21 protein-coding genes are annotated in these 23,664 nt (G+C 74.2%); 13 read left to right on the forward strand and 8 right to left on the reverse strand.

Annotated elements, in window-relative coordinates; all coding sequences use genetic code 11:
* Positions 1 to 34: 34 nt before the first annotated feature.
* Genes gmd through GXW83_RS21300 form a run of 3 tightly spaced genes read left to right on the forward strand, consistent with a single transcriptional unit; the run spans position 35 to position 2,759 of the window.
* Positions 35 to 1,048 (forward strand): GDP-mannose 4,6-dehydratase, encoded by a 1,014-nt coding sequence (gene gmd / locus GXW83_RS21290; protein WP_182444608.1) that lies wholly within the window; start codon positions 35 to 37, stop codon positions 1,046 to 1,048.
* The gene (locus GXW83_RS21295; protein WP_182444609.1) at positions 1,045 to 1,614 is read left to right on the forward strand and encodes a DapH/DapD/GlmU-related protein; all 570 of its coding nucleotides are present in this window, start codon (positions 1,045 to 1,047) and stop codon (positions 1,612 to 1,614) included. Before gmd ends, GXW83_RS21295 begins: the two co-directional genes overlap by 4 nt.
* Before the next feature lie 44 nt (positions 1,615 to 1,658).
* Positions 1,659 to 2,759 (forward strand): glycosyltransferase, encoded by a 1,101-nt coding sequence (locus GXW83_RS21300; RefSeq protein ID WP_225447151.1) that lies wholly within the window; start codon positions 1,659 to 1,661, stop codon positions 2,757 to 2,759.
* 44 nt (positions 2,760 to 2,803) lie between these two features.
* Here GXW83_RS21300 and GXW83_RS21305 read toward each other — a convergent pair whose 3' ends face one another.
* Positions 2,804 to 3,943: a glycosyltransferase family 4 protein gene (locus tag GXW83_RS21305; RefSeq protein ID WP_370466745.1), complete on the reverse strand. Its 1,140-nt coding sequence runs from the start codon at positions 3,941 to 3,943 to the stop codon at positions 2,804 to 2,806.
* Between the two features lie 169 nt (positions 3,944 to 4,112).
* Here GXW83_RS21305 and GXW83_RS21310 point away from each other — a divergent pair, with 169 nt between their 5' ends.
* Genes GXW83_RS21310 through GXW83_RS21320 form a run of 3 tightly spaced genes read left to right on the forward strand, consistent with a single transcriptional unit; the run spans position 4,113 to position 9,030 of the window.
* Positions 4,113 to 5,669 (forward strand): hypothetical protein, encoded by a 1,557-nt coding sequence (locus GXW83_RS21310; RefSeq protein WP_225447153.1) that lies wholly within the window; start codon positions 4,113 to 4,115, stop codon positions 5,667 to 5,669.
* Complete coding sequence (locus tag GXW83_RS21315) at positions 5,666 to 7,459, forward strand: lipopolysaccharide biosynthesis protein (RefSeq protein WP_182444611.1); 1,794 nt, start codon at positions 5,666 to 5,668, stop codon at positions 7,457 to 7,459. Before GXW83_RS21310 ends, GXW83_RS21315 begins: the two co-directional genes overlap by 4 nt.
* A complete protein-coding gene (locus GXW83_RS21320) occupies positions 7,456 to 9,030 on the forward strand; it encodes an oligosaccharide flippase family protein (RefSeq protein ID WP_225447154.1) in 1,575 nt (524 codons plus the stop codon). The genes GXW83_RS21315 and GXW83_RS21320 overlap by 4 nt, the downstream gene beginning before the upstream one ends.
* A gap of 19 nt (positions 9,031 to 9,049) precedes the next feature.
* Here GXW83_RS21320 and GXW83_RS21325 read toward each other — a convergent pair whose 3' ends face one another.
* Positions 9,050 to 10,357 carry a glycosyl hydrolase family 28-related protein gene (locus GXW83_RS21325; protein ID WP_182444612.1) on the reverse strand — a complete coding sequence of 436 codons (1,308 nt, stop codon included), beginning with the start codon at positions 10,355 to 10,357 and terminating at the stop codon, positions 9,050 to 9,052.
* Positions 10,358 to 10,507: 150 nt separating this feature from the next.
* Between GXW83_RS21325 and GXW83_RS21330 the strand changes: the two genes are divergently transcribed.
* Complete coding sequence (locus GXW83_RS21330; protein WP_182444613.1) at positions 10,508 to 11,329, forward strand: CDP-alcohol phosphatidyltransferase family protein; 822 nt, start codon at positions 10,508 to 10,510, stop codon at positions 11,327 to 11,329.
* Positions 11,330 to 11,395: 66 nt separating this feature from the next.
* Entirely contained in the window at positions 11,396 to 11,842 is a 447-nt protein-coding gene (locus GXW83_RS21335; protein ID WP_225447155.1) for an adenylyltransferase/cytidyltransferase family protein, read from the forward strand.
* A gap of 18 nt (positions 11,843 to 11,860) precedes the next feature.
* Here the strand turns inward: GXW83_RS21335 and GXW83_RS21340 are convergent, their stop codons facing one another.
* Both GXW83_RS21340 and GXW83_RS21345 read right to left on the reverse strand, forming a co-directional pair.
* Positions 11,861 to 13,186, reverse strand: a complete 1,326-nt coding sequence (locus tag GXW83_RS21340) for an ABC transporter substrate-binding protein (RefSeq protein ID WP_182444614.1) — start codon at positions 13,184 to 13,186, stop codon at positions 11,861 to 11,863.
* A 6-nt stretch (positions 13,187 to 13,192) separates the two neighbouring features.
* Positions 13,193 to 13,822 carry a hypothetical protein gene (locus GXW83_RS21345; protein ID WP_182444615.1) on the reverse strand — a complete coding sequence of 210 codons (630 nt, stop codon included), beginning with the start codon at positions 13,820 to 13,822 and terminating at the stop codon, positions 13,193 to 13,195.
* Positions 13,823 to 13,906: 84 nt separating this feature from the next.
* Between GXW83_RS21345 and GXW83_RS21350 the strand changes: the two genes are divergently transcribed.
* From GXW83_RS21350 to GXW83_RS21370, 5 genes are all read left to right on the forward strand, one after another.
* A complete protein-coding gene (locus tag GXW83_RS21350; RefSeq protein WP_182444616.1) occupies positions 13,907 to 14,452 on the forward strand; it encodes a hypothetical protein in 546 nt (181 codons plus the stop codon).
* A gap of 4 nt (positions 14,453 to 14,456) precedes the next feature.
* A complete protein-coding gene (locus GXW83_RS21355) occupies positions 14,457 to 16,421 on the forward strand; it encodes an ABC transporter permease (RefSeq protein WP_182444617.1) in 1,965 nt (654 codons plus the stop codon).
* Positions 16,418 to 17,104: an ABC transporter ATP-binding protein gene (locus GXW83_RS21360; protein WP_182444618.1), complete on the forward strand. Its 687-nt coding sequence runs from the start codon at positions 16,418 to 16,420 to the stop codon at positions 17,102 to 17,104. The genes GXW83_RS21355 and GXW83_RS21360 overlap by 4 nt, the downstream gene beginning before the upstream one ends.
* Complete coding sequence (locus GXW83_RS21365; RefSeq protein ID WP_182444619.1) at positions 17,094 to 17,777, forward strand: ATP-binding cassette domain-containing protein; 684 nt, start codon at positions 17,094 to 17,096, stop codon at positions 17,775 to 17,777. The genes GXW83_RS21360 and GXW83_RS21365 overlap by 11 nt, the downstream gene beginning before the upstream one ends.
* Before the next feature lie 193 nt (positions 17,778 to 17,970).
* Positions 17,971 to 18,729 (forward strand): AfsR/SARP family transcriptional regulator, encoded by a 759-nt coding sequence (locus GXW83_RS21370; protein WP_182444620.1) that lies wholly within the window; start codon positions 17,971 to 17,973, stop codon positions 18,727 to 18,729.
* Positions 18,730 to 18,739: 10 nt separating this feature from the next.
* Here GXW83_RS21370 and GXW83_RS21375 read toward each other — a convergent pair whose 3' ends face one another.
* The 4 genes from GXW83_RS21375 to GXW83_RS21390 all read right to left on the reverse strand — a co-directional run bounded on the left by GXW83_RS21375 (position 18,740) and on the right by GXW83_RS21390 (position 23,498).
* A complete protein-coding gene (locus GXW83_RS21375) occupies positions 18,740 to 20,965 on the reverse strand; it encodes a tetratricopeptide repeat protein (RefSeq protein ID WP_182444621.1) in 2,226 nt (741 codons plus the stop codon).
* Between the two features lie 19 nt (positions 20,966 to 20,984).
* The gene (locus GXW83_RS21380) at positions 20,985 to 22,244 is read right to left on the reverse strand and encodes a hypothetical protein (protein ID WP_182444622.1); all 1,260 of its coding nucleotides are present in this window, start codon (positions 22,242 to 22,244) and stop codon (positions 20,985 to 20,987) included.
* Between the two features lie 500 nt (positions 22,245 to 22,744).
* On the reverse strand, positions 22,745 to 23,236 hold the full coding sequence (locus tag GXW83_RS21385) for a hypothetical protein (protein WP_225447156.1): 492 nt from the start codon (positions 23,234 to 23,236) through the stop codon (positions 22,745 to 22,747).
* Positions 23,229 to 23,498: a hypothetical protein gene (locus GXW83_RS21390; protein ID WP_182444623.1), complete on the reverse strand. Its 270-nt coding sequence runs from the start codon at positions 23,496 to 23,498 to the stop codon at positions 23,229 to 23,231. The genes GXW83_RS21385 and GXW83_RS21390 overlap by 8 nt, the downstream gene beginning before the upstream one ends.
* Between the last annotated feature and the right edge of the window lie 166 nt (positions 23,499 to 23,664).

Here is a 23,664-nt window from a genome sequence, read left to right on the forward strand (position 1 = left end):
AGGCAATCGGTCAACCGTCCCCGTGGAGGTCAATGTGCGTAAAACGGCAGTCATCACCGGCATCACCGGGCAGGACGGCTCCTACCTGGCGGAGCTGCTCCTGGCCAAGGGCTACCAGGTCCACGGGCTGGTGCGGCGCTCCTCCAGTTTCAACACCGAGCGGCTGGACCACATCTACCAGGACCCGCAGACCCCGGAGCGCGATCTGGTGCTGCACTATGCGGACCTCTCCGACGGGATATCCCTGAGCAGCCTGCTGAACGCCATAGAGCCGGACGAGATATACAACCTGGGTGCGCAGTCCCATGTGCGGGTGTCCTTCGACTCCCCCCTGTACACCGGCGATGTGACCGGCATGGGCTCACTGCGGCTGCTGGAGGCGGTCCGGGCCAGCAGTATCCGCACCCGCGTCTACCAGGCGTCCTCGTCGGAGATGTTCGGGGCCACGCCGCCGCCGCAGAGCGAGCGTACGCCGTTCCACCCGCGCAGCCCGTACGGCTGCGCCAAGGTCTTCGCCTACTGGAACACCGTCAACTACCGCGAGTCCTACGGGATGTACGCCACCAACGGCATCCTCTTCAACCACGAGTCGCCGCGCCGGGGCGAGACCTTCGTCACCCGTAAGATCACCCGGGCGGTGGCCCGGATCCAGGCGGGGCTGCAGGACCGGCTCTACCTGGGCAATCTGGAGGCGGTCCGGGACTGGGGCTACGCGCCGGAGTACGTCGAGGCCATGTGGCGGATGCTGCAGCAGGACGAGCCGGACGACTACGTGGTCGCCACCGGAACGGCCCGCAGCGTACGGGAGTTCTGCGAGTACGCGTTCGCCGCCGCCGGTCTCGACTGGGCCCGGTACGTGCGCTACGACCCCAAGTACGACCGGCCGGCCGAGGTGGACTCGCTGATCGGGGACGCCTCCAAGGCGGAGCAACTGCTGGGCTGGAAGCCCGAGGTGACCTTCCACGAGCTGACCCGGATCATGGTCGAGGCGGACATCGCGCAACTCGCCGCGCAGCTCGACGGCAGCTCCGTCCGGGTGGACCGTTGACCGGCGCGGCCGGCCCCGGGGCCCGTTCGCTGCGCGGCTTCACCGGGGCCGGGTACGACAAGGGACGCGGACTGGCGGTGCAGGCCCTGTGGTTCGCCGTGCTCAACCTGGTCTTCAGCCGCTGGTGGTTCCCGCCCCGGCTGCGGCCCGCGCTGCTGCGGGCCTTCGGCGCGACCGTGGGCGCCCGGGTGCTGATCCGGCACCGGGTGCGGGTGCAGTGGCCGTGGAAGCTGACCGTCGGCGACGACGTGTGGATCGGCGAGGACGCCTGGCTGGTCACCCTGGAGCCGATCACCCTGGGCCATGACGTGTGCGTCTCCCAGGGCGCGCTGCTGTGCACCGGGAGCCACCAACGCCGCAGCCCCACGTTCGAGTTCGACAACGGTCCGATCGACGTCCGGCCCGGCGCGTGGATCGCCGCCCGGGCCGTGGTGCTGCGCGGGGTGACCGTGGGCGAGGGAGCGGTGGTCGGGGCCGGGGCGGTGGCCCACCGGGATCTCGCTCCGGGCGAACTGCTGGTCGCGGCCGGGGCGGAGCGCGGCAGCCGTACGGAGGCGGGCCGTTGAAGCAGCAAGGCCCTTCTGCAGAGCATGCCCTGATCATCCGTCAGGTGGCGACGCTGGTCAGCGACGACGGCGCCTACGGCGGGCCGGTGAGCGTCGCCGCCGGGCAGTGCGCGGAGTTGCGTTCCCGGGGCCACGATGCGGCGCTGCTCTCGCTGTGGCGCGGGGCCGGGCCGCCCCCGGCCGATGTGGACGGGGTGCCGCTGCTGGCGGTCCCGGCCCGTACCGTCCTGCCCGGCATGGGCTTCCTGGCCCTGCTCAACCCCCGGCTGCTGCGGCTGCTGTGGCGCGAGACCGGCCGGGCCGACGTGATGCACCTGCACGCCGGGCGCGACCTGGTGACGCTGGCCGCGCTGGCCGTGGCCCGGCTGCGCCGGACCCCGTTCCTGGTGCAGACCCACGGCATGGTCCCGCCCCGGACCAAGCCGGTGGCCCGGCTGTTCGACAGCGTCTACGTGCCGCTGCTGCGGCGGGCCCGGGCCTGCCTGGTGCTGACCGAGGAGGAGGAACGCGGCCTGGCGACCGTCTTCCACGGCCGCCACCCCCCGCTGCTGCGCCTGGCCAACGGCGTCCGGCCACGGCCCCGCACCGGCGAACCCGACGGCAAACTGGTCCTCTACCTGGCCCGGTTGCATCCGCGCAAACGCCCGGAGGCGTTCGTCGCGGCGGCCGGGCTGCTCCTCCCCCGGCTGCCCGGGCTGCGGTTCGTGCTGCACGGGGCGGACGAGGGCTCGCTGCCGGAGGTGGAGCGGGCCATCGCCGCGCAGCGGCTGGAGTCCTGGGTGGAGTACCGGGGCCCGGTCCCGCACGGCACCGCCCTGGAGCGGCTGGCCGAGGCCGCCGTGTACGTGCTGCCCAGCGTCCACGAGCCGTTTCCGATGAGCGTGCTGGAGGCGCTGGCTGCCGGGACGCCGGTGGTGGCCACCAGCAGCTGCGGGATAGCGGCCGAGCTGGCGTCCACCGGCGCCGCGCTGATCACCGACGGGACGCCGCAGGCCCTGGCGGACGCGGTGGAGCGGCTGCTCACCGACGACGGACTGCGGGAGCGCACCGTCGCCGCCGGGCGGGCCGCCGTCGCCGGTGTGTTCTCGCTGTCGGCCGTCGCCGACCGGCTGGCCGCGCTCTACACCGAGGCGCTGCGGCGGTGAGCCCCTGGCCCGGTCCGGGTGACCGGCCCGGGACCGGGACGGGCTCAGCCGCCCAGCGCCTCCTCGATCAGGGCGTCGATCCGGGCCAGCCCGGCCTCCTTGCCCAGGTGCTCGCGGACGTACCCGGGCCCGGCCGCGCCCAGCGCCTGCGCCCGGGCCGGGTCGGCCGCCAGCTCCTGCAGGGCTGCCAGCAGCGCCTTCGGGTCCTCCGGGGCGACCAGCACGCCCGCGCCGGAGCGGAGCACCTCCTCGGCCGTGCCGCCGCCCGCCGCCACCGAGGCCAGCACCGGGCGTCCGGCGGCGAAGTACGAGGTGAGCTTGGAGGGGATGCTCATGTCCAGCACCGAGGCCCGCTGGGTGACCGCCAGCACGTCGGCGGCGGCCAGGACGTCCGGGAAGTCCGCGTCGGAGACCGGCGCCAGGAACTCCAGCCGGTCCAGGCCCCGGCCCGCCTCCTCCAGCGCGGCCCGCTGGTTGCCGTCGCCCAGCAGCACCACCCGCACCGAGGGCCCGGCCAGCCCGGCTGCCTCCACCAGGACTTCCAGCCCCTGCTTGAGGCCCATGTTGCCGGAGTGCAGCAGCACCGTCTCGTCGGCCCGCCAGCCCAGCCGGGCCCGGGTCTCCTCCCGGTCGGCGGCGGGGGCCGCGACATGACTCCAGTTGGGCACCACCCTGATCCGCTGCTGCGGCACGCCCATCGCCGCCACCCGCTCCCGGAAGGTCTCGTGCACCACGCCGACCAGCGCCGCCGGGCGCAGCACCCGGGCCTCGACCCCGGCGGCGATCCCGGCCACCCGCTGCCCGCCGGCGATGCCGCTCTGCGCGGCGCCCGCGCCCATCAGGTCCTGCACCACCACCACATGCGGCACACCGGCCCGGGCGGCGACCCGGGAGCCGATCAATCCACCAGCCAGGCCCGGCATCTGACTGAGCACCAGGTCGAAGCGTCCGCGCGGCGGGGTGGCCCCGGCGTGGGCGAGGAAGCTCGCCTCGTACAGCGCCCGGCGCAGCCCGCTCTGCCGTGCGGGGACGGTGTGCCGGCGCCGGTGCACAGTGACGCCGCCGCGCTGCTCCGTACGCCGCCAGGCCCCCCGGTAGGCCGGGTCGACGCTCCAGGCCGGGTAGTGCGGCATCCCCGCCAGCACGTGCACCTCGTGGCCGGCCAGGGCCAGGTGCTCGGCCATCTGGGTCGAGTACGGTCCTATCCCCGAGTGTTCAGGGGCGTAGTTGGTCGAGACGAGCAAGAGCCGACGAGGCACGCTGGAAACCTCTCTGTGGCTGTTCCTGATTCGATCACATGTTTTCAGGTGGCACGGCATACTGGTGGGGATTTCGACGACCTGGGGGTTACCGGTGAGTGGCTGGGGAACATCACCTGCCCCACATCCCCGTGCCCCGCGCATTCCGGTCCGGCGGCCGCGCGGCATCGCGGGTCTCGCCGTCTGGCTGCTGTTACTCGACGCCCTCGCCCCCGCGCTGGTACTGGCTGGTACCACGGCCCAGATCCAGGCGGCGTTGTTGGTCCAGTGCGTGGTGGTGCTGCACGCGGGGCTGGGGCTGGCGAGGGTGCTGACCGACCGGACCGTGCGACCGGTCGCCTTCGGCTTCTGGCTGTTCACCTACATCTGGCTGGGCCTGGCCCCGCTGGCGATGCTCGCCACCGACACCTACCCCTGGCCTTACCGCACGGACGCCAGGATCGCCGTGGAGTCCAGCGCGATCCTGGAGATCGGGCTGCTGGCCTACTCGCTGGGCAGCGCCCTCGCCGGACGCCGGGCCGACGCCCGCGCCGCACGCCCGCTGGAGCGGGTCCTGGACCGCGAGATAGCCCCGGTACGGCTGCTGATGCTGTGCCTGCTCTCGCTGGCCCTGGCCGCGTACCTGATCCCCAAGCAGGGCGGCCTGTCGACGTTCTTCACCAGCCGCCAGGCGATCACCACCGCCGACAGCACCACCGGGGGCGGCACCAAGGCCGGTGCGGCGCTGGCCGCCTGGGGGCTGACCGTGCCCGCCTACTGGTCGCTGCTGGGGCTGCTGCAGCTCTCCCGCTCGCGGCGCGGCGACCGGCTGCTCAAGGGCGCGCGGCTGATCGCGCTGCCGGTGATGCTGGTGCTCAACGGCATCGTCAACAACCCGATCAGCAATCCGCGCTTCTGGGCCGGGACGGTGCTGCTCACCGTCCTGTTCGCGCTGCCCGCGCTGCGCCGCCCGCGCGGCTTCCGGATCGCGGCCGCCGGGACGCTGGCGGTGATCCTGGTGATCTTCCCGTACAGCGACTACTTCCGCTACACCGAGCGGGGGCAGGTCCATGTGGTCTCCATGGCGCAGCAGTTCACCACCAACCCGGACTACGACGCCTACCAGCAGGTGCAGACCGGCCTGGCGATGGAGCAGCGCACCGGGTTCCAGCCGCAGCGCCTGCTCGGGCCGCCGCTGTTCTGGCTGCCGCGCGCCTACTGGCCCGGCAAGCCCGAGGACACCGGCATCGACATCGCCCAGTTCGCGGGCTACGACTTCACCAACCTCTCCGCGCCGCTGTGGATCGAGAGCTACCTGTGGGCCGGAATCCCGTCCCTGGTGGCCGCGTTCGCGCTGCTCGGGGCGGTGGGCCGGCGCATCGACGAGGCCCGGCAGCGGTTGCGCGCCCGCTCCGGGACGCTCTCCGCGCTGCTCGTCCCGGCCTTCGGCTTCTACCAGTTGATCCTGCTGCGCGGCAGCCTGCTGGCGGCCACCGCGCCGCTGGCGCTGCTGGTGTTCATCCCGCTGCTGATCTCCACCCGCCGCCGGGCGCTGCCCGCCGCGGCCGTGCCCGCCGCCGCGCCGACCGGGGCCGCCGATCCCGCTCCGGCCCCCGCCCCGGCCCCAGCCGTCCCGCTGACCCCTGTCGCCTCCGGAAGGACGCTTCCATGACCGACACGCCCCGTGCCGAAGAGCCTCCTTACGACGAGCCCGACCAGCTCAGAGACCAGGTGCGGCAGTTGCTGCGGCATCCGGTGCTGATCGTCGGCGCGCTGGCGCTGGGCGTCCTCGGCGGCGTCGAGGCGCACCGGGCCACCGGCGACCAGTACACCGCCTCCGGGCAGCTGCTGGTGGACGCGCCGAGCACCACGCCGTTCAACAGCTCGGTCGCGGCGGGCAAGAACATCAACATGCAGACCGAGCAGCAGGTGGCGTCCAGCCTGGTGGTGGCGGACGCCGCCGCGCGGGCGCTCAAGGAGCCCGGGTTGCAGGGCAGCGCGCTGCAGAAGCGGCTGACCGTCGCTGCCTCGCCCAACACCGAGATCCTGCAGCTGAGTTACACCGACAGCGATCCGGTCGAGGCGGCCCGGCGGGTCAACGCGGTGATGTCCGCGTACCTGAGTCAGCGTCAGGCCACGGCCGCGGCTGACCTGAAGGGCATCACCGCCGGGCTGGACAGCCAGTTGAAGCCGCTGATGGCCAGCTACAACTCGCTCAGCAAGCAGATCAACGACTTCGGCGACGGCGACGGCACCGCCAAGGACTACGCCCTGTCCGAACGCGCCTCGGTGGCCACCCAGATCGCCGCCGTGCAGTCGCAACTGGCCGACTACCAGGCGGTGAACACCACGCCCGGGCAGATCCTGGCGCAGGCCGCACCGCCCACCGCCCCGGCCGGGATCAGCGGTTCGCTGCTGGCGGCGATCGGCGGCGTGGTCGGCCTGGCCCTGGGCATCCTGCTGGCCTGGCTGGCCAGCGTGTTCGAGCGCCGGGTCCGGGACGGCCGGGACGTGCTGCGGCACCTCGGCGCGCCGATCCTCGTCACCCTGCCGTTCCGGCCCGGACGGCTGCGGCCCGGCGGCGGCCTGCTGGCGGTCGGCTCCTCCCCCTCCCGGCTGGCCGAGGCGTACCGCACGTTGGCCCTGCGGGTGGCGCTGGCCACCGACCAGCACGATCCGCGCGGCATCCTGGTCGTGGAGCCGCGTACGCTGGGGCAGGCCGCCGCGGTGGCCGCCAACCTGGCCGCCGCGTACGCCGAGACCGGCGAGGAGGTGCTGCTGATCGAGGCCGACCTGCGCCGCCCCCGGCTGCGCCGCAGGCTCGCCGGGCGGGTCGGCGCCGAGGCCGTGATCCGGCCCGGGGCGACCCCCGACGGCTGGCCGCACCGCCCGGTCACGGTGGCCGCGGGCAGCGCCGGCAGCTTCACCCTGGTGCCCGGCAGCCGGGTTCCGGCGGCGCTGCGGGCGCTGGCCCTGGTGGACTCCGAGGCCGAGGCGCTGCGCTCCGGCCCCACCCTGGTGGTGACCGCGCCCGCGGTGCTGTCGCACCCGGACGCGCTGGCCGTGGCCCGCTGGACCGACGGCGTGGTCCTGGTCGGCGATCCGGGCGGCCTGCGCCGGACCGATCTGGACCAGGTGCGGGAGTTCCTGGCGGCCACCAACACCCCGGTGCTGGGCATGGTGGCCACCCGGACGCCCGGCGGCCGGCTCGGGCGGCTGGTGCTGCGCGCGGCCGACGCGCTGCGCTTCGGCCGAGAGCCCGCGGGCGGCGTCCGGCACCGCCCGGAGCAGGCCGGACTGGAGGCCCGCACCGGCCGGGCCCCGGCCGCCGGCGCGGTGCGCGCGCCCGCCGACTGGTCCCGGGGCCTGGCCACCGGCCGGCGCGAGAGCGACGGCGCCGACAGCCGGGAGGCCGACCAGGAGTGGCTGCGCGCAAGCCTGCTGGAACGCGGCAGCGAGTGAGCGGCGCACCGGTGGGCCCGGGCACGGCCGCCGGGGTGGCCGACCCGGGCCCCGCGCCGTTACCCGCCGCCGACTCCACCGCCGTGACCGCGCGCGGCAGTTGGATCGGGCTGGTGGGCTCGGCGGTGAACGCGGTGGCCGGGTTCGCGCTGGTCGCTCTGTGCACGCACGGGCTGGGCGCGTCGGCGGCGGGCGCGGTGTTCACCGGCATCGCGGTGTTCACCATCCTCAGCAACGGGCTCAAGCTGGGCGCCGACACCGGCCTGGTGCGGTTCGTCTCCCGCGACCGGACGGCGACCGGCGGCGCCCGCACCGGCGCCCTGCTGCGGATCGCCGTGCTGCCGGTGCTGCTGGTCAGCGTGGCGGCGATGCTGGCGCTGCTGCTGTTCCCGCCGGTCGCGCACGCGCTGCTGCCCGGCCTGCCGCCGGGGCGGGCCACGGCCGTGGTGCGGATGTTCGCGGTGTTCCTGCCGCCCGCCACGGTGGCCCTGGTGCTGCTCGGCGCGACCCGCGGCTACGGCACGGTGGTGCCGTTCGTCGGCACCGAGCAGGTCGGCAAGCCACTGCTGCGGGTGGTGCTGGCACTGCCGCTGGTGCTGCTGGCGCCCTCGGCGCTCAGCCTGTCCGCCGCGTGGGTGCTGCCGACCGTCGGCGGCACCGCCGTCACCTGGGTGGCACTGCGCCGCCGACGCCGCACCGACGCCCCGGCGGCCGTGTTGTCGGCGGACGAACACCGCGCCCTGACACGGGAGTTCTGGTCCTTCTCGGGCCCGAGGGCGATCTCCTCAGTGTTCGACATCACCTCGGTGTGGGTCGGCGTGGTGCTGCTGTCGCTGTTCAGCAGCAGCCGCGACGCCGGGATCTACACCGCGGTCAGCCGCTTGATCACGGCCGGGACGCTGTTGCAGCTCGCGGTGCGGCTGGCGGTCGCACCGCAGATCAGCGGGCTGCTGGCGGGCGGACGCGACGGCGAGGCGCACGGGCTGCACCGGCTGTCCACCCGCTGGATCGCCCTGTTCTCGCTGCCGGTGTTCGTGCTGATGGCGGTGTTCCCGAGGACGGTGCTCACCCTGTTCGGCGGCGGATTCCCGTCCGGGGCGGCGGCGTTGGTGGTGCTGTGCGCGGCCAACACGGTCAATGTGATGGTCGGCAACGCGCAGACGGTGATCCTGATGGCCGGGCGCAGTTCGTGGAACCTGGCGGTGGCCGGGACGGCCTGCGCCGTGCAGGTGGGCCTGGGCGTGCTGCTGATCCCCCGCACCGGCGTCCTGGGGGCGGGGATCTCCTGGGGGGCGTCGGTGGTCGTGGACAACCTGCTGTCGGCGGCGCTGGTCCGTTACCGGCTGGGGTTCCGCACCGTGGACCGGGGCTACGCGCTGGCGGTGGGCGTGGGGATGCTGCTGGTGGCGGCGGTGGCCGGGGCCGTCCGCTGGCAGCTGGGCGACACCCCCGGCGGGGTCGGCGCGGGCACCGCCCTGGCCCTGGCCTGCTTCGGCGCGGCGGTGTGGCGGCTGCGGGTGCCGCTGGGGGTGCCGGAGTTCCTCGGCACGCTCCGGCGCCGTCGCGGCTGACGCCGCCGCCCGGGCCCGGTCAGCCGGGCCTGCCCAGGCAGTCGACGAAACTCACCGCGCCCGGCCCGGTGCCGGTGGTGGCGGCGGTCAGAGCGGTCTGCGGCTGGTTGGCGAAACTGCACATGTCGTACCGGACCACCTGCGCCGACGGCGCCCCGGCCGGGGTGCGGAACTGGTGGGCGCCGACCAGTTGGCAGGAGTCGTAGCGGACCAGCGGGCCGCGCGGGCCGATGTCGATGCGGTGCGCCTGGACGGACGGCGCGAAGGACTTGAAGGCGTTGGCGGTGTCGTCGCAGTCGTTGAAGCGGATGGTTCCGCCGGACCAGTGGCTGTCGATCACCACCACGTCCGGGTTGCGCACCTCGAAGCGGATGTCCTCGGCGTGGAACCGCTGCACCGAGGCCGCGTGGGCGGCCGTGGGCAGCCGGAAGAAGGTGCTGAGCGTCCCGTACACCGGATCGGGCGCGGGACGCGTGCCGGTGACGATGTACGAGCCGCCGCGGCAGGTGATGGAGCCGCCGTAGGGGAACTCCAGGAAGTTGCCCCACTCGTACTCGACCTTCATGTCGGTGAACCAGTAGTTCAGGAACTGATCCTGGGCGGCCGGGTCCTGCGACTTCTGGGACAGCCCCGAGTAGAGGAACGCCCTGCGGTAGGCGCCGCCGACCCGGCACGCCTCCCAGCGCATCTCGGAGTTGGTGTTGCTGCCGTCCAGCGCCAGCCCGTAGGTCCACTCCCCGAGCCACTCGCAGTCGCGGAAGCGGTAGTCCTGGGCGTTGCCGGTCGAGTACGAGTAGAGGAAGGACGCGCCGGGCGTGGCCGAGGTGAACGTCATCTCCTCGAAGGCGACATTGGCCCAGGTGTCGGTGTTGCTGCACAGGTACGCCCCGGCCCGGTCGGGCCGGAAGACGATCTCGGTGATCCGCTTGCCGCCGCCGACGAACCGCAGGCCGTTGGCCGGGTTGTCGGGGGTGTCGGCGTCCAGCAGCGCGCCGGGCCGGGTCACCAGGTACTGCCCGGGCGGGACTTCGATCAGGGTGCGGCCGACGTGGTCGCTCACCCGGGCGACGGCGTGGGCGTAGGCGGCGGCGAAGGCCGCGCTGTCGTCGGTGCGCCCGTCGCCCTTGGCGCCGAAGTCCGCGACCACGTTGACCACGGCCCGGTCGGCACCGCCGGGCCCGGCGGAGACCGCACCGGAACCGGGCGCGGGTGTCGGGCCGGAGCCGGAGCCGGAGCAGGCGGTGAGGCCCACGGCGCCCGCCGCCGCGACCCCGCCGAGCAGCAGCGTCCGCCGACTGGAGCCGCCCTGCTCGTGCCTGTCGTGCATCGCGCCCCCACCTGCAGAAGTCCGGCCCGTCCGTTCCCAGCATCGTAGGTGGACCCTGGCGCACGGGCGGGCGAATACGGAAGGATCGGCGGACGAACGGTGCATCACCCGGACGATTCCCGTGCAAACGCTGAGGAGTGACGTACTGTCATGGCTGGATTCACGTGGGCGCTCGGTGAGTTGCGCGGCGCGCAGAAGTCGTCCAAGGGCGTCTCCTACTACTCGCGCTGGATCAACCGGCCGTTGGGGCGGGTGCTGGCCGCGGCCGCGTACCCGACCGGGCTGACGCCCAACGCCGTGACCGGGATCAGTGCGCTGGTCACCGGTTGCGGCATCGCCCTGATCGCGCTGGTGCCGCCGTCCTGGCCGTTGACGGTCGGGGTGGCCGCGCTGCTGGTGCTGGGTTTCGCATTGGACTCCGCCGACGGGCAGTTGGCCCGGTTGCGGCGGGCCGGCAGCCCGGTCGGGGAGTGGCTGGACCACACCGTGGACGTGGCGAAGATGCTGACCCTGCATCTGGCGCTGCTGGTGGCGTTCTACCGCTTCTACCACCTGGGCCAGCCGGGGCCGCAGCACCGCTCGGCGGCGGCGCTGGCAATGCCGTTGGCGTACCAGGTGACGGCCGTGGTGACGTTCTTCGGCGGCATCCTCACCGAGCAGCTGAAGCGGGCCCACGCCCGCGCCCCGGGCGCCGCCGGGCGCGCCGCCGAGGCCCCGTCGGCGCTGCGTTCGCTGCTGCTGCTGCCCGCCGACTACGGCCTGTTCTGCCTGCTGTTCCTCAGCTACGGCGGCGGACGCCGGGTGTTCCTCACCGTGTACGCCTTGCTGCTGCTCGCCAATGCGGTGCTGATGCCGGCCCTGCTGGTGAAGTGGTTCCGCGAACTCTCGGCGCTCGGACGCCTTTCGGCCATCCCCGGTTCACCTGCCGGAGAAATCAGCGAAGCCCCCCGGACACCGTCGGCGCTCTCCTAGACTGCCGTGCAACCAGCAACCGCACGCTACGACGACCGGCCCGATCCGGGCTGTTGGGGGAACATCGTGGCAGGACAAGGCCGCGCCCGCTTACGCGTGGGCTACGCGCCCGGGGTCTACGACCTCTTCCATGTGGGTCATCTCAACATCCTGCGCCACGCGCGCAGCCAGTGCGACCGGCTGATCGCCGGGGTGGTCTCCGACGAGATGGCGGTGCTGGCCAAGGGCCGCCCGCCGGTGGTGCCGTTGAACGAGCGGCTGGAGATCGTGCGCAACGTCCGCTTCGTGGACGAGGCCATCGCCGAGACCGTGCCGAACAAACTCGACACCTGGCGGCAGACGCCCTTCGACATCCTCTTCAAGGGCGACGACTGGCGCGGCACCCCCAAGGGCGAGCGGCTGGAGCGCGACTTCGCCGCGGTCGGCGTGGAGATCGTCTACTTCCCCTACACCGTGCACACCTCCAGCACCCTGCTGCGGCGGGTCCTGGACGGCCTGGCCGACGTCTCCTGACGGTCCGTCACATCTGTTCTAGGGGCGGTACGGCAGGGCGGGGACGTCGTAGCAGTTGGTGTCCATGTCGGGCACCTGGGTGGCCCAGCCCCGGCCCTGCCAGCGGGCCACGTTGAGGCAGGCGTGCTGCGGGCCGGTCGGCGGCGGCTTGACCACGAAGTCCGTGGGGATCAGCAGCCCGTGCGCGTCGTAGGGCTGCGGGCGCAGCATGAAGCGGTCCAGGCAGGCGTGGTCGACCCGGGCGCCGCAGGAGGCGGCGGCGTCCGCGAACCACTGCGCGGCCGCCCACCCCTCCAGCTCCCACTGCGACAACTGGCCTACCCGGGAGGGGTAGTAGCGCTGCATGGCAGCGCGGAAGGCGGCCACGGCCGGGTAGCGGACGTCCTCGTAGGAGCGGCTGCTCGAGGTGACCCACAGCGCGTTCAGGCAGCCGGGGACGCCGTGGTAGTCGGCGCCCGCCTGCGCGGTCCAGTTCTGCACGTTGGTGGCCTTGGCCGCCACCGACACCCCGGCCGCCGCCATGGCCTGGCACAGGGCCACATTGCCGCCGGTGTCCATGGCGTCCATCACCAGTTGCGTTCCGGCCGCCTTCATTCCGGCGGCGACCGCGCCGAAGTCCGGCAGGGCGAAGTCCACGGTCTCGTTCAGCACGTGGTAGCCCTCGGCCTTGAGGCCCTGGACGAGTTGCGCGGCGTAGCTCGCCGACTCGGACTGGTTGTAGGAGACCACGGCGGCGCTGTGCAGCCCCAGCCGCTGCTCGAAGTAGCGGTAGACCTGGGTGGTCTGGTACTCGACGCCGTTCCAGCCCACGGCCCTGCCGTCGCGCGGTTCGGAGCTGCCGTAGATCTGGTAGAGGTGCGGGTACTGGTCGTAGGCGGTGCCGATCGGCTGTCCGCCGATGTCGGGCACGCCCTGGGCACTGACGTACGGCGCGCCCGCGTAGTCCATGGCGGTGGTGGCGACCAGCGCCACCACGTGGTCCTGTCCGATCAGCCGGTGCACGCACGCCTGGTTGTCGCCGCCGTCACCGCTGTCGTCGCAGACGACGACCCTGACCGGGCGCCCGCCCAGCCCGCCGGCGTCGTTCAGTGCGCGGAAGAACGCCTGGGCACCGGAGGGCGGCCCGCTGAAGGTCTGGGTGCCGAGGATGCTGCTCAGCGAGGCGACGATGCCGACCGTGATCGGCGCGGCCGTCGCCGAGGGTGCGCCGGTGCCGCCGGGCGCGCCGGTGAAGTCGCGCTCCGGCAGCCGGCTGCCGCAGCCGGACAGCGGCAGCGCCGCCAGCAGCAGCAGTGCCAGGGCCGCGCGGACGGCCCCGGCGGGGCGCGGACGGGAGGGTCTCACCCCGGGTCAGGGGCAGCCGGGCAGGGCCGACCCACTGTTGTTGAGCTTGATCAGGTTGCACAGGGTGCTGTCGGCGACCTTCCAGACGCCGCCCTGCAGGACCGACATGCCGACCGCGCCGGGCAGCGCCGGGGTGCCGCTCTGGCACAGGTTGAAGGTCACATGGGCGGCACTGGCGCTGGTGAAGTCCACGGTGAGCACGGTGGCGCTGGCCCGCCCGGCGAGGGCGTTGCCGGCGAAGCCCCGGACCAGCGGGGCGAACTGCGCGCCGCTCTGCAGCAGGGCGAGCTTGCCGGCGGTGGTCGTCGCCGGGTCGAAGAACTTCTGGAAGTTGGCCGCGACCTGCTTGCCCGCCGTGGCCGGGTCGGCCGGTCCGCTGCCGCTCACGGTGGGCGCGACGGCGGTGCCGCAGGTGGCGGGCGCGGCGGTGCCGGTGGCCGCGGCGCTGCCGGTCGCGGTGGAGGGCGTCGCGGTGGAGGGCGTGGTCGTCACCGGGCTCGCCGAAGCGCTGCCGGTACTGCTGCTGCCACTGCTGCTGCAGGCCGAGGCAGCGAGGAGCACGGCGGCCCCCAGCGCGACCAGGGGCGCTGATCTGCGGTTGAACATGGAGCCCTCACCACCCGACTTGAGTTTCATGCCCTAATCATCCTGATTTGTCCAGAATGGGCTATCTTGCACGCTAGTGGTTACCTGCCGTAGCCGTGTTTCTCTGGGGAGCCGATGACGGGCGAATCAGCCGAAAGGGTGGCCGCTGTCCTGCGAACGCTGCGCCCGTACCTCGGGTGGATCTGTTGCGCGGCAGGGGCGGTGCTGTGCGGGCTCGGCTGGTACGGGGTGTCCGGCGAGCGCTACACCGCGCGGCAGATCCCCTATCTGGCGTCGGCGACCGCCCCGGGCGCGGCGCTGCTGGCCGGCGGCCTGGTGCTGCTCGCAGCGCGCGGCCCCGCCGGGCCGGACGGCCCGGAGCAGCAGCGGTCGCGCCGCCAGATCGACACGCTGTACGCCCTGCTGACGGAGACCGAAACCCAAGGAGCAGCCACCGAAGCCGGGCCCGATGCCGCAGCGGCAGCCGCACCGGAGGCCGGACCGGAGCCGGAGCCCGGCCCTGCGTCCGGGGGCCTGCTGGCGGTGGCCGGCGGCAGCAGCTACCACCGGCCCGGCTGTGTGCTGCTGGAGGGCCGCAGCGATCCCGAGCCGGTGACCCCGGCCTCGGCCGCCGGGCGCGGGCTGCGCCCCTGCCCGCTGTGCGAACCGCCGGAGGCCTGAACGGATGGCCACGCCGCTCGTGCTGGACCTCGCGGTCGCCGGTGTCACGGTGGGCAGCGCCGCCGCGCTCTCCGGCGTGGGCCTGGTGGTCTGCTACCGCGCCACCGGCGTGCTGAACCTGGCTCAGGGCGCGGTGGCCATGGTCACCGCCTATGCGCTGCGGCAGACGGTGGTGGTGTGGCACTGGCCGCGCCTGGCCGCGATCGCCGCCTGCGTGCTGGTGCTGGCGCCGGGCCTGGGCGTGCTGATGGACGTGGCGGTGTTCCGGCGGTTGCAGCGGCGCGGCGCCGGGACGGCCGAGACGCTGGCGGCCGGGGTCGCCGTGTTCGTGCTGCTGGTCGGCGCGGCGGCGCTGCTGTGGGGGCTGTCCTCGCGCGGGGACGCGCCGGTCCTGGTACCCGCGCGGCTGCTGGTCGCCCCCGGCGGGCTGCGGCTGACCCTGGACACGGTGGTGGACCTGGGCATCGTGCTGGTCCTGACCGCCGGGGTGGGCGCGGTCAGCCGCTGGACGCCGTTCGGCACCACGGTGCGCGCGGTGGTGGACAACCGACGGCTGGCCGAGCTGGCGGGCATGGACGCGGACGAGGTCGCCTCCGTCGGCTGGGCCTTCGGCGCGTTCACCGCCGGGCTCACCGGGGTGCTGCTGGCCCCGGGCCTGCGGCTGGACCCGTACGGGCTGCCGCTGCTGGTCATGGAGACCATGGCGGTGGCGGTGGCGGCGGGCCTGCGCAGCCTGCCGCTGGCGGTCGCCGCCGCGCTGGCGCTGGGGATCGGCCAGAGCGAGCTGACCGCCGTGCACCTCTCCGGACGGCCGGAGGAGCTGCTGCAGGCGGTGAGCGCCAACCTGTTCGTCCTGGCCCTGGTCGTGGTGGTGCTGATCCCGGGCCGGTCGGCGGCCCCGGCGGAGACCGCGTCCGGGCTGCTGCTGCCGGGCGGCCGGCTGCGCGCGGCCGTCCCCCGGGCGGTGTTCCTGGGCGGGGCCGCCGTGCTGCTGCTGATCCCGCTGCTGCTGCGCGCGGACGACCTGCGGCAGCTGCTGCCAGGCCCGGCGCTGGCGCTGGTGCTGCTGTCGATCGTGGTGGTCACCGGCTACGGCGGCCAGATCTCGCTGGGCCAGGCCGGGTACGCGGGGCTGGGCGCGCTGCTGACCGGGGCGCTGAGCGGCGGCACCGTGCCCGGCGTCCCGGTGCTGTCCGCACCGCTGGCGCTGGCGCTGGCGGTGCTGGTGTGCGCGCCGCTGGGGCTGCTGGTCGGCCGGCCGGCGATCCGGCGGCGCGGGCTGGCCCTGGCGCTGACCACCTTCGCCTTGGGCACGGCGGTGAGCCGACTGGTCTTCCAGCAGCCGTATCTGACGGACGGGGCGGTCCTGGACCGGACCGGCGCCTGGGCCGACGACCGGTTCTTCTACGGCGTGGAGCTGGCGCTGCTGGGGGCGGCGCTGCTGCTGGTGCGGGCGCTGCGGCGGGGCCGGACCGGCAGGGCGCTGGGGGCGATGCGGGACCACGAGCCGGCGGCGTACGCCTGCGGGGTGCGGGTGCCCCGGCTGAAGCTGCTGGCGTTCACCGCCGGTGCGGCGTTGGCCGCGCTCGGCGGCGGACTGCTGGGCCTGGGCGCGCAGGCGTTCGACCCGGACGCCTTCGATCCGGTACTGGGCCTGGTGTGGTTCGCGGCGGTGGTGGTCTTCGGCGCGGGCAGCGCGTCCGGGGCGGTGCTGGCGGCGGTGGCGCTCACCGCCGTGGACGCGGCCACCGCGCCGGGGGTGTCCGCCGCGGTGGTGGGCGTGCTGGCGCTGCTGCGCGGACGCCTGCCCGCCCAGCGCGGACCCGCCCCGCACGGACCGCGCCCGACCGGGGCCGCCGTGGCCGCCGGGGCCGGGCGGGTGCGGCTGAGCCCGCGCGGGCGGGAGCTGGCCGGTCGGACGGGCCGGGGACCGGCCGGGCGGGCGCGGCAGCACGGCGGGCTCCAGTGAGCCGACAGCGCTCACGGCTCTCGGCGCAGGGCCTGGTCTGCCGCTTCGGCGGGGTGACCGCGCTCGACCGCGCCTGCATCGAGGTGCCCCCGGGCCTGATCACGGCGCTGACCGGCGCCAACGGTGCGGGCAAGAGCACCCTGTTCCGCTGCCTCAGCGGCGCGCTGCGCCCGGACGCGGGCCGGGTGCTGCTGGACGGGCGGGACATCACCGGGCTGCCCGAGTACGCCCGCGCCCGGCTGGGCCTGGCCCGGACGTTCCAGCAGGTCGCCGTGTTCGCCGGGCTGTCGGTGCTGGACAACCTGCGGGTGGGCGCGGAGCAGGCGGGCGGCCGCGGGCCCCGGGAGTCGGCCGCCGCCGTGGCCCGGACGCTGCGACTGCTCGGCCTGGAGCGGGTGGCCGACCGCCCGGCCGCCGCGCTGCCCACCGGCACGCTGCGGCTGGTGGAGCTGGGCCGAGCGCTGGCCGCCGATCCGGGTGTGCTGCTGCTGGACGAACCGGCCGCCGGGCTGGACCGGGAGCAGGCGGAGCGGCTGGCGGTGCTGCTCACGGCGCTGGCCGGGGACGGCCTGGCGGTGCTGCTGGTCGAGCACGACCGGGAGCTGGTGGACCGGATCGCCGACCGGGTGCACACCATGGCGGACGGACGGATCGCCGGGGGGAGCGCCGCCGATGGCCGTTGAGATCGCCCTGTGCGCGGCCCGGGTGCGCTACGGCCCGCTGGAGGCGCTGCACGGGGTGGACCTGCGGATCCCGTCCGCCCGGATCACCGTGCTGCTGGGCCGCAACGGCGCCGGGCGCAGCACCGCCCTGCACGCGCTGGCCGGCTCGCAGCCGCTCTCCGCCGGGCGGGTGCGCTGGTTCGGCGGGGCGGCGGCGGGCCGCGACATCACCGCCCTGGACGCCTTTCGCCGGGCGCGGTTGGGCATGGCCCTGGTCCCGGCCGAGCGGGCGGTCTTCCCGTCGCTGTCGGCGGCGGAGCACCTGTCCCGGCTGGCGCCCCCGGCGCGCGGAGCGGCGCTGGAGCTCTTTCCCGAGCTGCGGCGGCTGCTGGAGCGCCGCGCGGGGACGCTCTCCGGCGGCGAGCAGCAGCTGCTGGCGCTGGCCGTGGCCCTGGCCGGGCCGCACCGGCTGCTGCTGCTGGACGAGTTGGGGCGCGGACTGGCCGCGCCGGTGCTGGCCCGGGTGCACGCGGCGCTGGCGGCGGCGGTCGCGGCGGGGCGGACCGTCGTCCTGGCCGAGCAGCGGCTGCCGCCGGGGCTGGCGACGGATCTGGTGTACGTCCTGCACCGCGGCTCGGTGGCTTTCGTCGGGGAGCCCGGAGAGCCGGCGGCGGAACTCCGCAATTTGACATGACCGCGCCGAATTCGGCGGCACATCGAATCCGCGCCGGATTACCGGAAATCTCACTGGGCGAGACACTGTTTTTTGGAATCGCCGGGCGATACATTCGGCCCATAGTCGTTGGCATGAACCTGATTTGGGGGGTGCTGTGCTTTTCGGCGTTCTCGGCCAGCTCTTGGTGGACGACGGAGTAACGCGTCGTCAGATGACCGCTCCCAAACAGCGGATCTTGTTGGCCGCACTGGCTCTCAGCGCCAACCGCATCGTCCCCATCGACGAACTGGTCGACCTTCTCTGGGACGGTGCCCCGCCCGAATCCTGGCACGCCGCATTACACAACTATGTGGCCCGCTTGAGAAAGTCCATGGGTTTGGCCGCGCCCCGTCTGATGACCCGCTCCCCCGGCTATGCGCTGGAACTCGCCAACGACGCCGAAGCGGACTGGCGGGAATTCGAGGCCCTCGCCTGGCGCTCCCAGGCCAGCGTCCAGGCAGGCGAGTGGGACCAGGCCGGGACCGCGCTGCGGGCGGCGCTGGCGCTGTGGCGCGGAGTGCCGCTGATCGACGTGCCCTGCGAGGCGCTGCGCCGGGAATGGGTGCCGGCGCTCACCGAGCGGTGGCTGCAACTGGTCGAGTGGCGCATCGACGCCGACCTGATGCTGCACCACGACTCGAACCTGATCGTGGAGTTGAGACCCCTGGTCAGTGCCTATCCGCTGCGCGAGCGGTTCCACTGCCAGTTGATGGCAGCGCTCTGCCGCAGCGGCCGACAGGCCGAGGCACTGGCCGTCTACCAGGACGCGCGCCGGCTGCTCGTCACCGACCTGGGCATCGAGCCCGGACCCGAGCTCCAGCAGATGCACCGCCAGGTGCTGTCCGGGGCGCGGGATCCGCTGATCGAGTGCGGCGTCCGGGGAAGACCCTGCGGATCTCCCCCGACGCACTCCATGTGCCTGCGCCGCTGACCGGCCGCGCTCAGCCCACCGGCTCCCCCGCCTGCACCGCCTCGGCCTCCTGGCTGCGCTCGGGGGCGATCCCGGTGAAGTGCTCCAGGTCGGCCCGGGCCGCCCCGGTGTCGCCCAACCGCGTGCGGCACACCGCGCGGCGCAGCCAGCCGTCGGGGTCGGCCGGATCGCCCTCGATGGCCCGGGTGTAGTCGTCCGCCGCCTGCGCCCACTGCCCCAGCGCCTCGTACACCGAGCCCCGGTTGTAGCGGACCACCGCCGAGTCCTCGATCTCCAGCGAGCGGCCCAGGTCGGCCAGGGCGCCCTCCAGGTCGGCGGAGTCGAAGCGGACGGCCGCCCGCAGCGCCCACGCCTCGGCCATCTCCGGCGCGCTGAGCACCGCCCGGTCCAGCCCGGCCAGCGCCGCCTTGAGGTCGCCGCCCTCCCAGTCCACCCGGGCCTGCTGGCAGCGCAGGTGGGCGTGGTCCGGGGCGAGCGCCAACCCGGCCGCGACGTCCTGGGCGGCGGCCTCCAGCTCGCCCAGGTTCAGCAGCAGGGCAGCCCGGTTGACGTAGGCGTCCACGTACTCCGGGTCCAGCTCCAGCGCGAAGCCGAAGTCGGCCAGCGCGCCGTCGACGTCGCCGGTGACCGCGCGCAGGTCGCCCCGGTTGTAGTACAGCTCGACGAAGGGCGGGGTCAGCTCCATGGCCCGGGTGTACTCCCGCAGCGCCTGCTCGTGGCGGCCGAGGCGGCGCAGCAGTCCGGCGTACTCGAAGTGGTACTCGGCGTAGTTGGGGTCGAGCGCGATGACCTTCTCGTAGTCCTGGCGGGCCTCGTCCAGTCGGCCGAGGCCCTTGAGCACCTGGGCCCGGTTGTGCCGCAGCACCGAGCGGTGCAGCCCGTGCTCGCCCTCGCCCAGCTCCCGGTCCAGCCGCTCCAGGCCGCCGGTGACCAGCGCCAGGGCCTCCTCGGCGTTGCCCAGGTGGCCCTCCACCAGGGCGCGGCCGTTCTGCTGGAAGACGGTGGAGAACGCCTGGTCCTCGCCGCCCTGGAGCTGCGAGGCGATGGCGATGGCGATGTTCGTCCAGCCGAGCGCCAGCCGGTGGTCGCGCTGCCCCTCGGGCAGGTGGCGGGTGTAGAGCATGGCCGTGGCGTACGCGGCGTGCATGTGCACCCGGGGCAGGGTGGTGCGGGCCCGGACGGCGTCGTACATGGCCATGGCCTCGGCGGCGCGGTCCAGCGCCGCCAGCGACATGGTCACCTTGGTGGTCAGCGGCCACCAGGTGGTGAGCGGGTCGGCGTCGGCGTCGTCGTCCAGCTCGCCGACCAACTCCAGGCCGCGCTTGGCGAGGTCCACCGTGGCGTCGTAGAAGCCGTTCTCGATGCACCAGTCGGAGGCGGCCAGCAGGGCCGGGACGCCGGCGCCCAGCGGGTCGCTGCCGTGCTCCCGGTGGAAGGGGACCGCGCCCAGCCGCAGCGAGCCCTCGGCGGCGGCCTCCAGCTCGGCGGCGCGCTCGTCGTGCAGCCGCGCCCGCTGCTCCGGGCCGACCGCCTGGTAGGCCGCGCGCAGCGCCGGGTCGGCGTCCAGGCACTCGCCGGCGACATAGGCCCGGGCGGCGGCGGTCAACGCCTCGCCGGTCAGCGCGGCCGGGGCGGGAGCGGCCTCGGCCGGGGCGGCGTCGGGCGCGGGACGCCGGACCGTGTGGCGCTCCAGCGCGGCGGCCAGCAGCGGCTCCGGTGCGGCGTCCGGACCGACCACCGCCGACACCGCCAGCAGCCCGGCGGGGATCCTGCGCAGCAGGACGCCGAAGAACTCCTGGTCGGTGGGGTCGGCCGCGTCCAGGTGGTCCACCACCAGGGTGCGCGGTTCGCCGCCGTCCAGCAGCAGCAGGTCGTGCAGGAAGCCGGTGAGGCCGTGGGCGATCCGCAGGGTGCGCATCCGGGAGTAGAAGCGGGTGCGCTCCTTGGGGATGGCCAGCGAGGTCAGCGTCTCGGTGGTGGCGGGCACCACCCGGTGCAGCTCCGGCGAGGTGCTGAGGATCTCGATGACATGGGCGGCGACCAGCTCGGGGTGGCGCTCCAGCGCCCCGGGCACCACCGCGCGCAGGATCGTTCCGGCGGCGGTGTAGGGCCCGCGCAGCCGCCGGTGCGCGTTGACCGGCGGCAGCAGCAGGGGCGCCCCGTCCTCGGCGACGGCGGCGTCGGGCCGGCGGCCGTCCGGGGTGACGAAAAGCTGGTGGGCACGGACGGGGGCCATGAATCTCCGATCGGGACGCTCAGGACGATGCGGACGGTGCGCTGTCGGCGGGCCGCGCGGGGCGTGCGGCGCCCACGGCCCGCGCACTGCGCCGGGCGCGGTACGAGGGCCAGAGCAGCAGGGTGATCTGGGCCAGGATGAAGGCGACGAAGACGGAGCTGTCGAGCAGCCCGGTGGCGCTCGCCCGGCCGGGGTGGACGAAGCGGCCGAAGACCGTGCCCAGCAGCGTGACGGTGGGGGCCAGCGTCATCACCAGCAGGCCCAGGGAGGCGGCGTAGCCCACGCCCAGCAGCCAGGAGTACCAGCGGGCCACCTGCCGGTCGCGCGGGTGGAACAGCGACTCGTCGTAGCGCGGGGTGCGCCGGCCGACCAGCCGGGCCAGCCGGTTGTAGGCCATCCGGCGCGCGGTCTTCTGCAGGTCGGTGCAGCCCAGCACGGTGGTGACGACGTAGTAGAGGTCGGTCTCCAGGTAGAACAGGAACTGCCAGCCCACCCGGACCAGGGTGAAGTAGGCCAGGGCCAGCAGCATCCTGCCGACCACGGTGAGGTGGCCGTGCTGCTCGGCGGCGTCGGCGGCCAGGGTGAACGCCGCGACCACCAGCAGGTCGGTGATCATCCCGGCCAGCATCGGCAGGAACCGTTTCCGCCGCTCGACCGTGACCAGGCCGTTGAGCGAGGTCAGGAAGACCACGTAGTACAGCCGGCGGCCGATCGACAGCTGGGAGCGCAGCCCGAGCCGGCGCCCCGCCAGCGCGTGTGCGGTCTCGTGCAGCAGCACCAGCGGGATCTGGCCGAACGCCACCAGCAGGCCGTCCAGCACCATCGACCGGGAGAAGAACAGGTCGGTGTAGCGCGGGGCGAGGCCGGGCACCCGGACCATCTCCACCACCGCGGCGACCAGCAGCGCGACCGCCACCACGCAGCCCACCGGCGAGAACAGCGCGCGCCCGAGCCGGGCCCAGCGGACCGGGCTGTCGTCCACCGCCGCCTGCTCGTCCTCGGCGCCGGCGACGAAGCCCAGGTCGATCAGGGTGTCGACGAAGTCGGCCATGTCCACGGTCTCGCCGTAGGCGGCCTGGTACCACACGGCGGCCTCGGCCGGGGTGTCGCCGTCCGCCAGCCGCCGCAGCAGGGCCGCGCCGTCGGCGGGCAGGACGACGTAGGTGTCCTCCTCGCGGCGGCCCACCGTGACCTCGTCGCCCTCGTCCAGATAGGTCAGCGGGTGCACCCGGACGGGCTTCGCGGGGTCAAAAGCGGCGTCCTGTCCCGGGTCGGCCACGGTCGGCAACTGTCCACCTCGATCGTCGTATGCGGTGCGGGCGTGTGCGGTGCGGGCGGGTGCGGGACGGGCTGCCCCACGGGGCCGGCTGCGAGCGGCCGGGCCCCGTGGGGGGTCATCAAACGGTCAGCGCTTCAGCAGGTCAGCCACAGACGACGATGCTGATGCTGCTGTGGCTGCCGGCGGCCAGAACGCCGTACAGCGGGTTCGCGGCGCTGGTCAGGCGGACGTCGCCGGTCTTGCGGACCTCGATCTTCTTCATGGCTGTCCTCTCGGTCGCGGGGCTCCCATACCTGTCGTCGGGATGCTCCCGAGCAAGAGTCATATGGGCACCTATCGCCGCCCCAACGTCCGCCTAACGCGCCGTCACACGCCTCTGACCAGGGCCGGAAACGCAGCGTCGGGCGGTGCTCGTCACTGACGAGCACCGCCCGACGCGGTGGCGGAGGTGCAGGTGGAACCTGTTGTGGCGGATGCGGTCCGGGGCGGCCCGGGGGCGTTCAGCCGTCCGCGGCGGCGACCCACGCCTCCAGTTGCTCCCGGGTGGTGGCCGGGTCGGCGACCAGGTTGCCCAGGTCGTCGTCGGTGCGCACCAGGCTGACCACGGCGGGGCAGCGGCGGCAGGCGTCCACACCGCTCTGCCGCCACCACTTGCACTGCGTGCGCAGGTGGCAGCGCGGGACGCCGGAGCCGGGCGCCGGATCGGGCAGCGCCACGATCCGGTTGACCAGCCCGCACTCGCTCCCCACCCGCTGCACGCAGTCCGCCTCGCAGTGCGAGGCGAACCGCAGCACGCGCCGGGGTTCGACGCCCTCCGGGACCAGGCCGATCACCTCGGCGGCGGGCACCGGCTCGGCGAGGTACGCGACACTGCCGTCCTCGCCCGAGCGCACGCCCAGGACCACGGACTCCGGGCGGTCCGGCAGACCGCTGGGGCACCAGGACACGCCCGGTTCGGAGTCCTGCGCGGCTGTTCTGCCGGGCTCAGCCAAGGCTGCTGCTGGGCGGGACGATCGGAGGGGTCCAGCCGCCCATCGGGTGGACGCCGAAGCTGGCGCCGGGGCCGCAGACGGCGACCTCGGAGTGGACCGCCGCCAGGATGCTGGCGCGGAGCTGCTCCTGGCCGGTGATCCGGGTGGTGGCCGGGCGGGTGGCCTGGGCCTGGGCTGCGTTGGCGGTTCCGGCGGTCGCCAGTCCGGCCGCCAGGACGGCGGTGGCTACGGCGGCGGCGCGGATGCCCGTGGTGTGCTTCATGCGTTCCTCTCCATGTGCGCAGTGGGGTGCATACCCATGGGTGTCCGAACTCGGTCGAGTCCGACGTGGAAACAGGCATTTGACGAATAGCATCGGTCGCCTGAGGGAGAACTCTAGGGACCGTGCCACCCCCCGCGGGGGTGCCCGTCTCCCGCAATGGCCGGAA

The organism is Streptacidiphilus sp. PB12-B1b (assembly GCF_014084125.1).
Classification (GTDB): domain Bacteria; phylum Actinomycetota; class Actinomycetes; order Streptomycetales; family Streptomycetaceae; genus Streptacidiphilus.

Coding starts and splice junctions, on each gene's coding strand:
- GXW83_RS21305 (WP_370466745.1), bottom strand. CDS start 3,943: ATGGCCGAGCACCTGGCCCTGGCCGGCCACGAGGTGCACGTGCTGGCG.
- GXW83_RS21315 (WP_182444611.1), top strand. CDS start 5,666: ATGACCGACACGCCCCGTGCCGAAGAGCCTCCTTACGACGAGCCCGAC.
- GXW83_RS21325 (WP_182444612.1), bottom strand. CDS start 10,357: ATGCACGACAGGCACGAGCAGGGCGGCTCCAGTCGGCGGACGCTGCTG.
- GXW83_RS21330 (WP_182444613.1), top strand. CDS start 10,508: ATGGCTGGATTCACGTGGGCGCTCGGTGAGTTGCGCGGCGCGCAGAAG.
- GXW83_RS21345 (WP_182444615.1), bottom strand. CDS start 13,822: ATGAAACTCAAGTCGGGTGGTGAGGGCTCCATGTTCAACCGCAGATCA.
- GXW83_RS21350 (WP_182444616.1), top strand. CDS start 13,907: ATGACGGGCGAATCAGCCGAAAGGGTGGCCGCTGTCCTGCGAACGCTG.
- GXW83_RS21355 (WP_182444617.1), top strand. CDS start 14,457: ATGGCCACGCCGCTCGTGCTGGACCTCGCGGTCGCCGGTGTCACGGTG.
- GXW83_RS21365 (WP_182444619.1), top strand. CDS start 17,094: ATGGCCGTTGAGATCGCCCTGTGCGCGGCCCGGGTGCGCTACGGCCCG.
- GXW83_RS21370 (WP_182444620.1), top strand. CDS start 17,971: ATGACCGCTCCCAAACAGCGGATCTTGTTGGCCGCACTGGCTCTCAGC.
- GXW83_RS21375 (WP_182444621.1), bottom strand. CDS start 20,965: ATGGCCCCCGTCCGTGCCCACCAGCTTTTCGTCACCCCGGACGGCCGC.
- GXW83_RS21390 (WP_182444623.1), bottom strand. CDS start 23,498: ATGAAGCACACCACGGGCATCCGCGCCGCCGCCGTAGCCACCGCCGTC.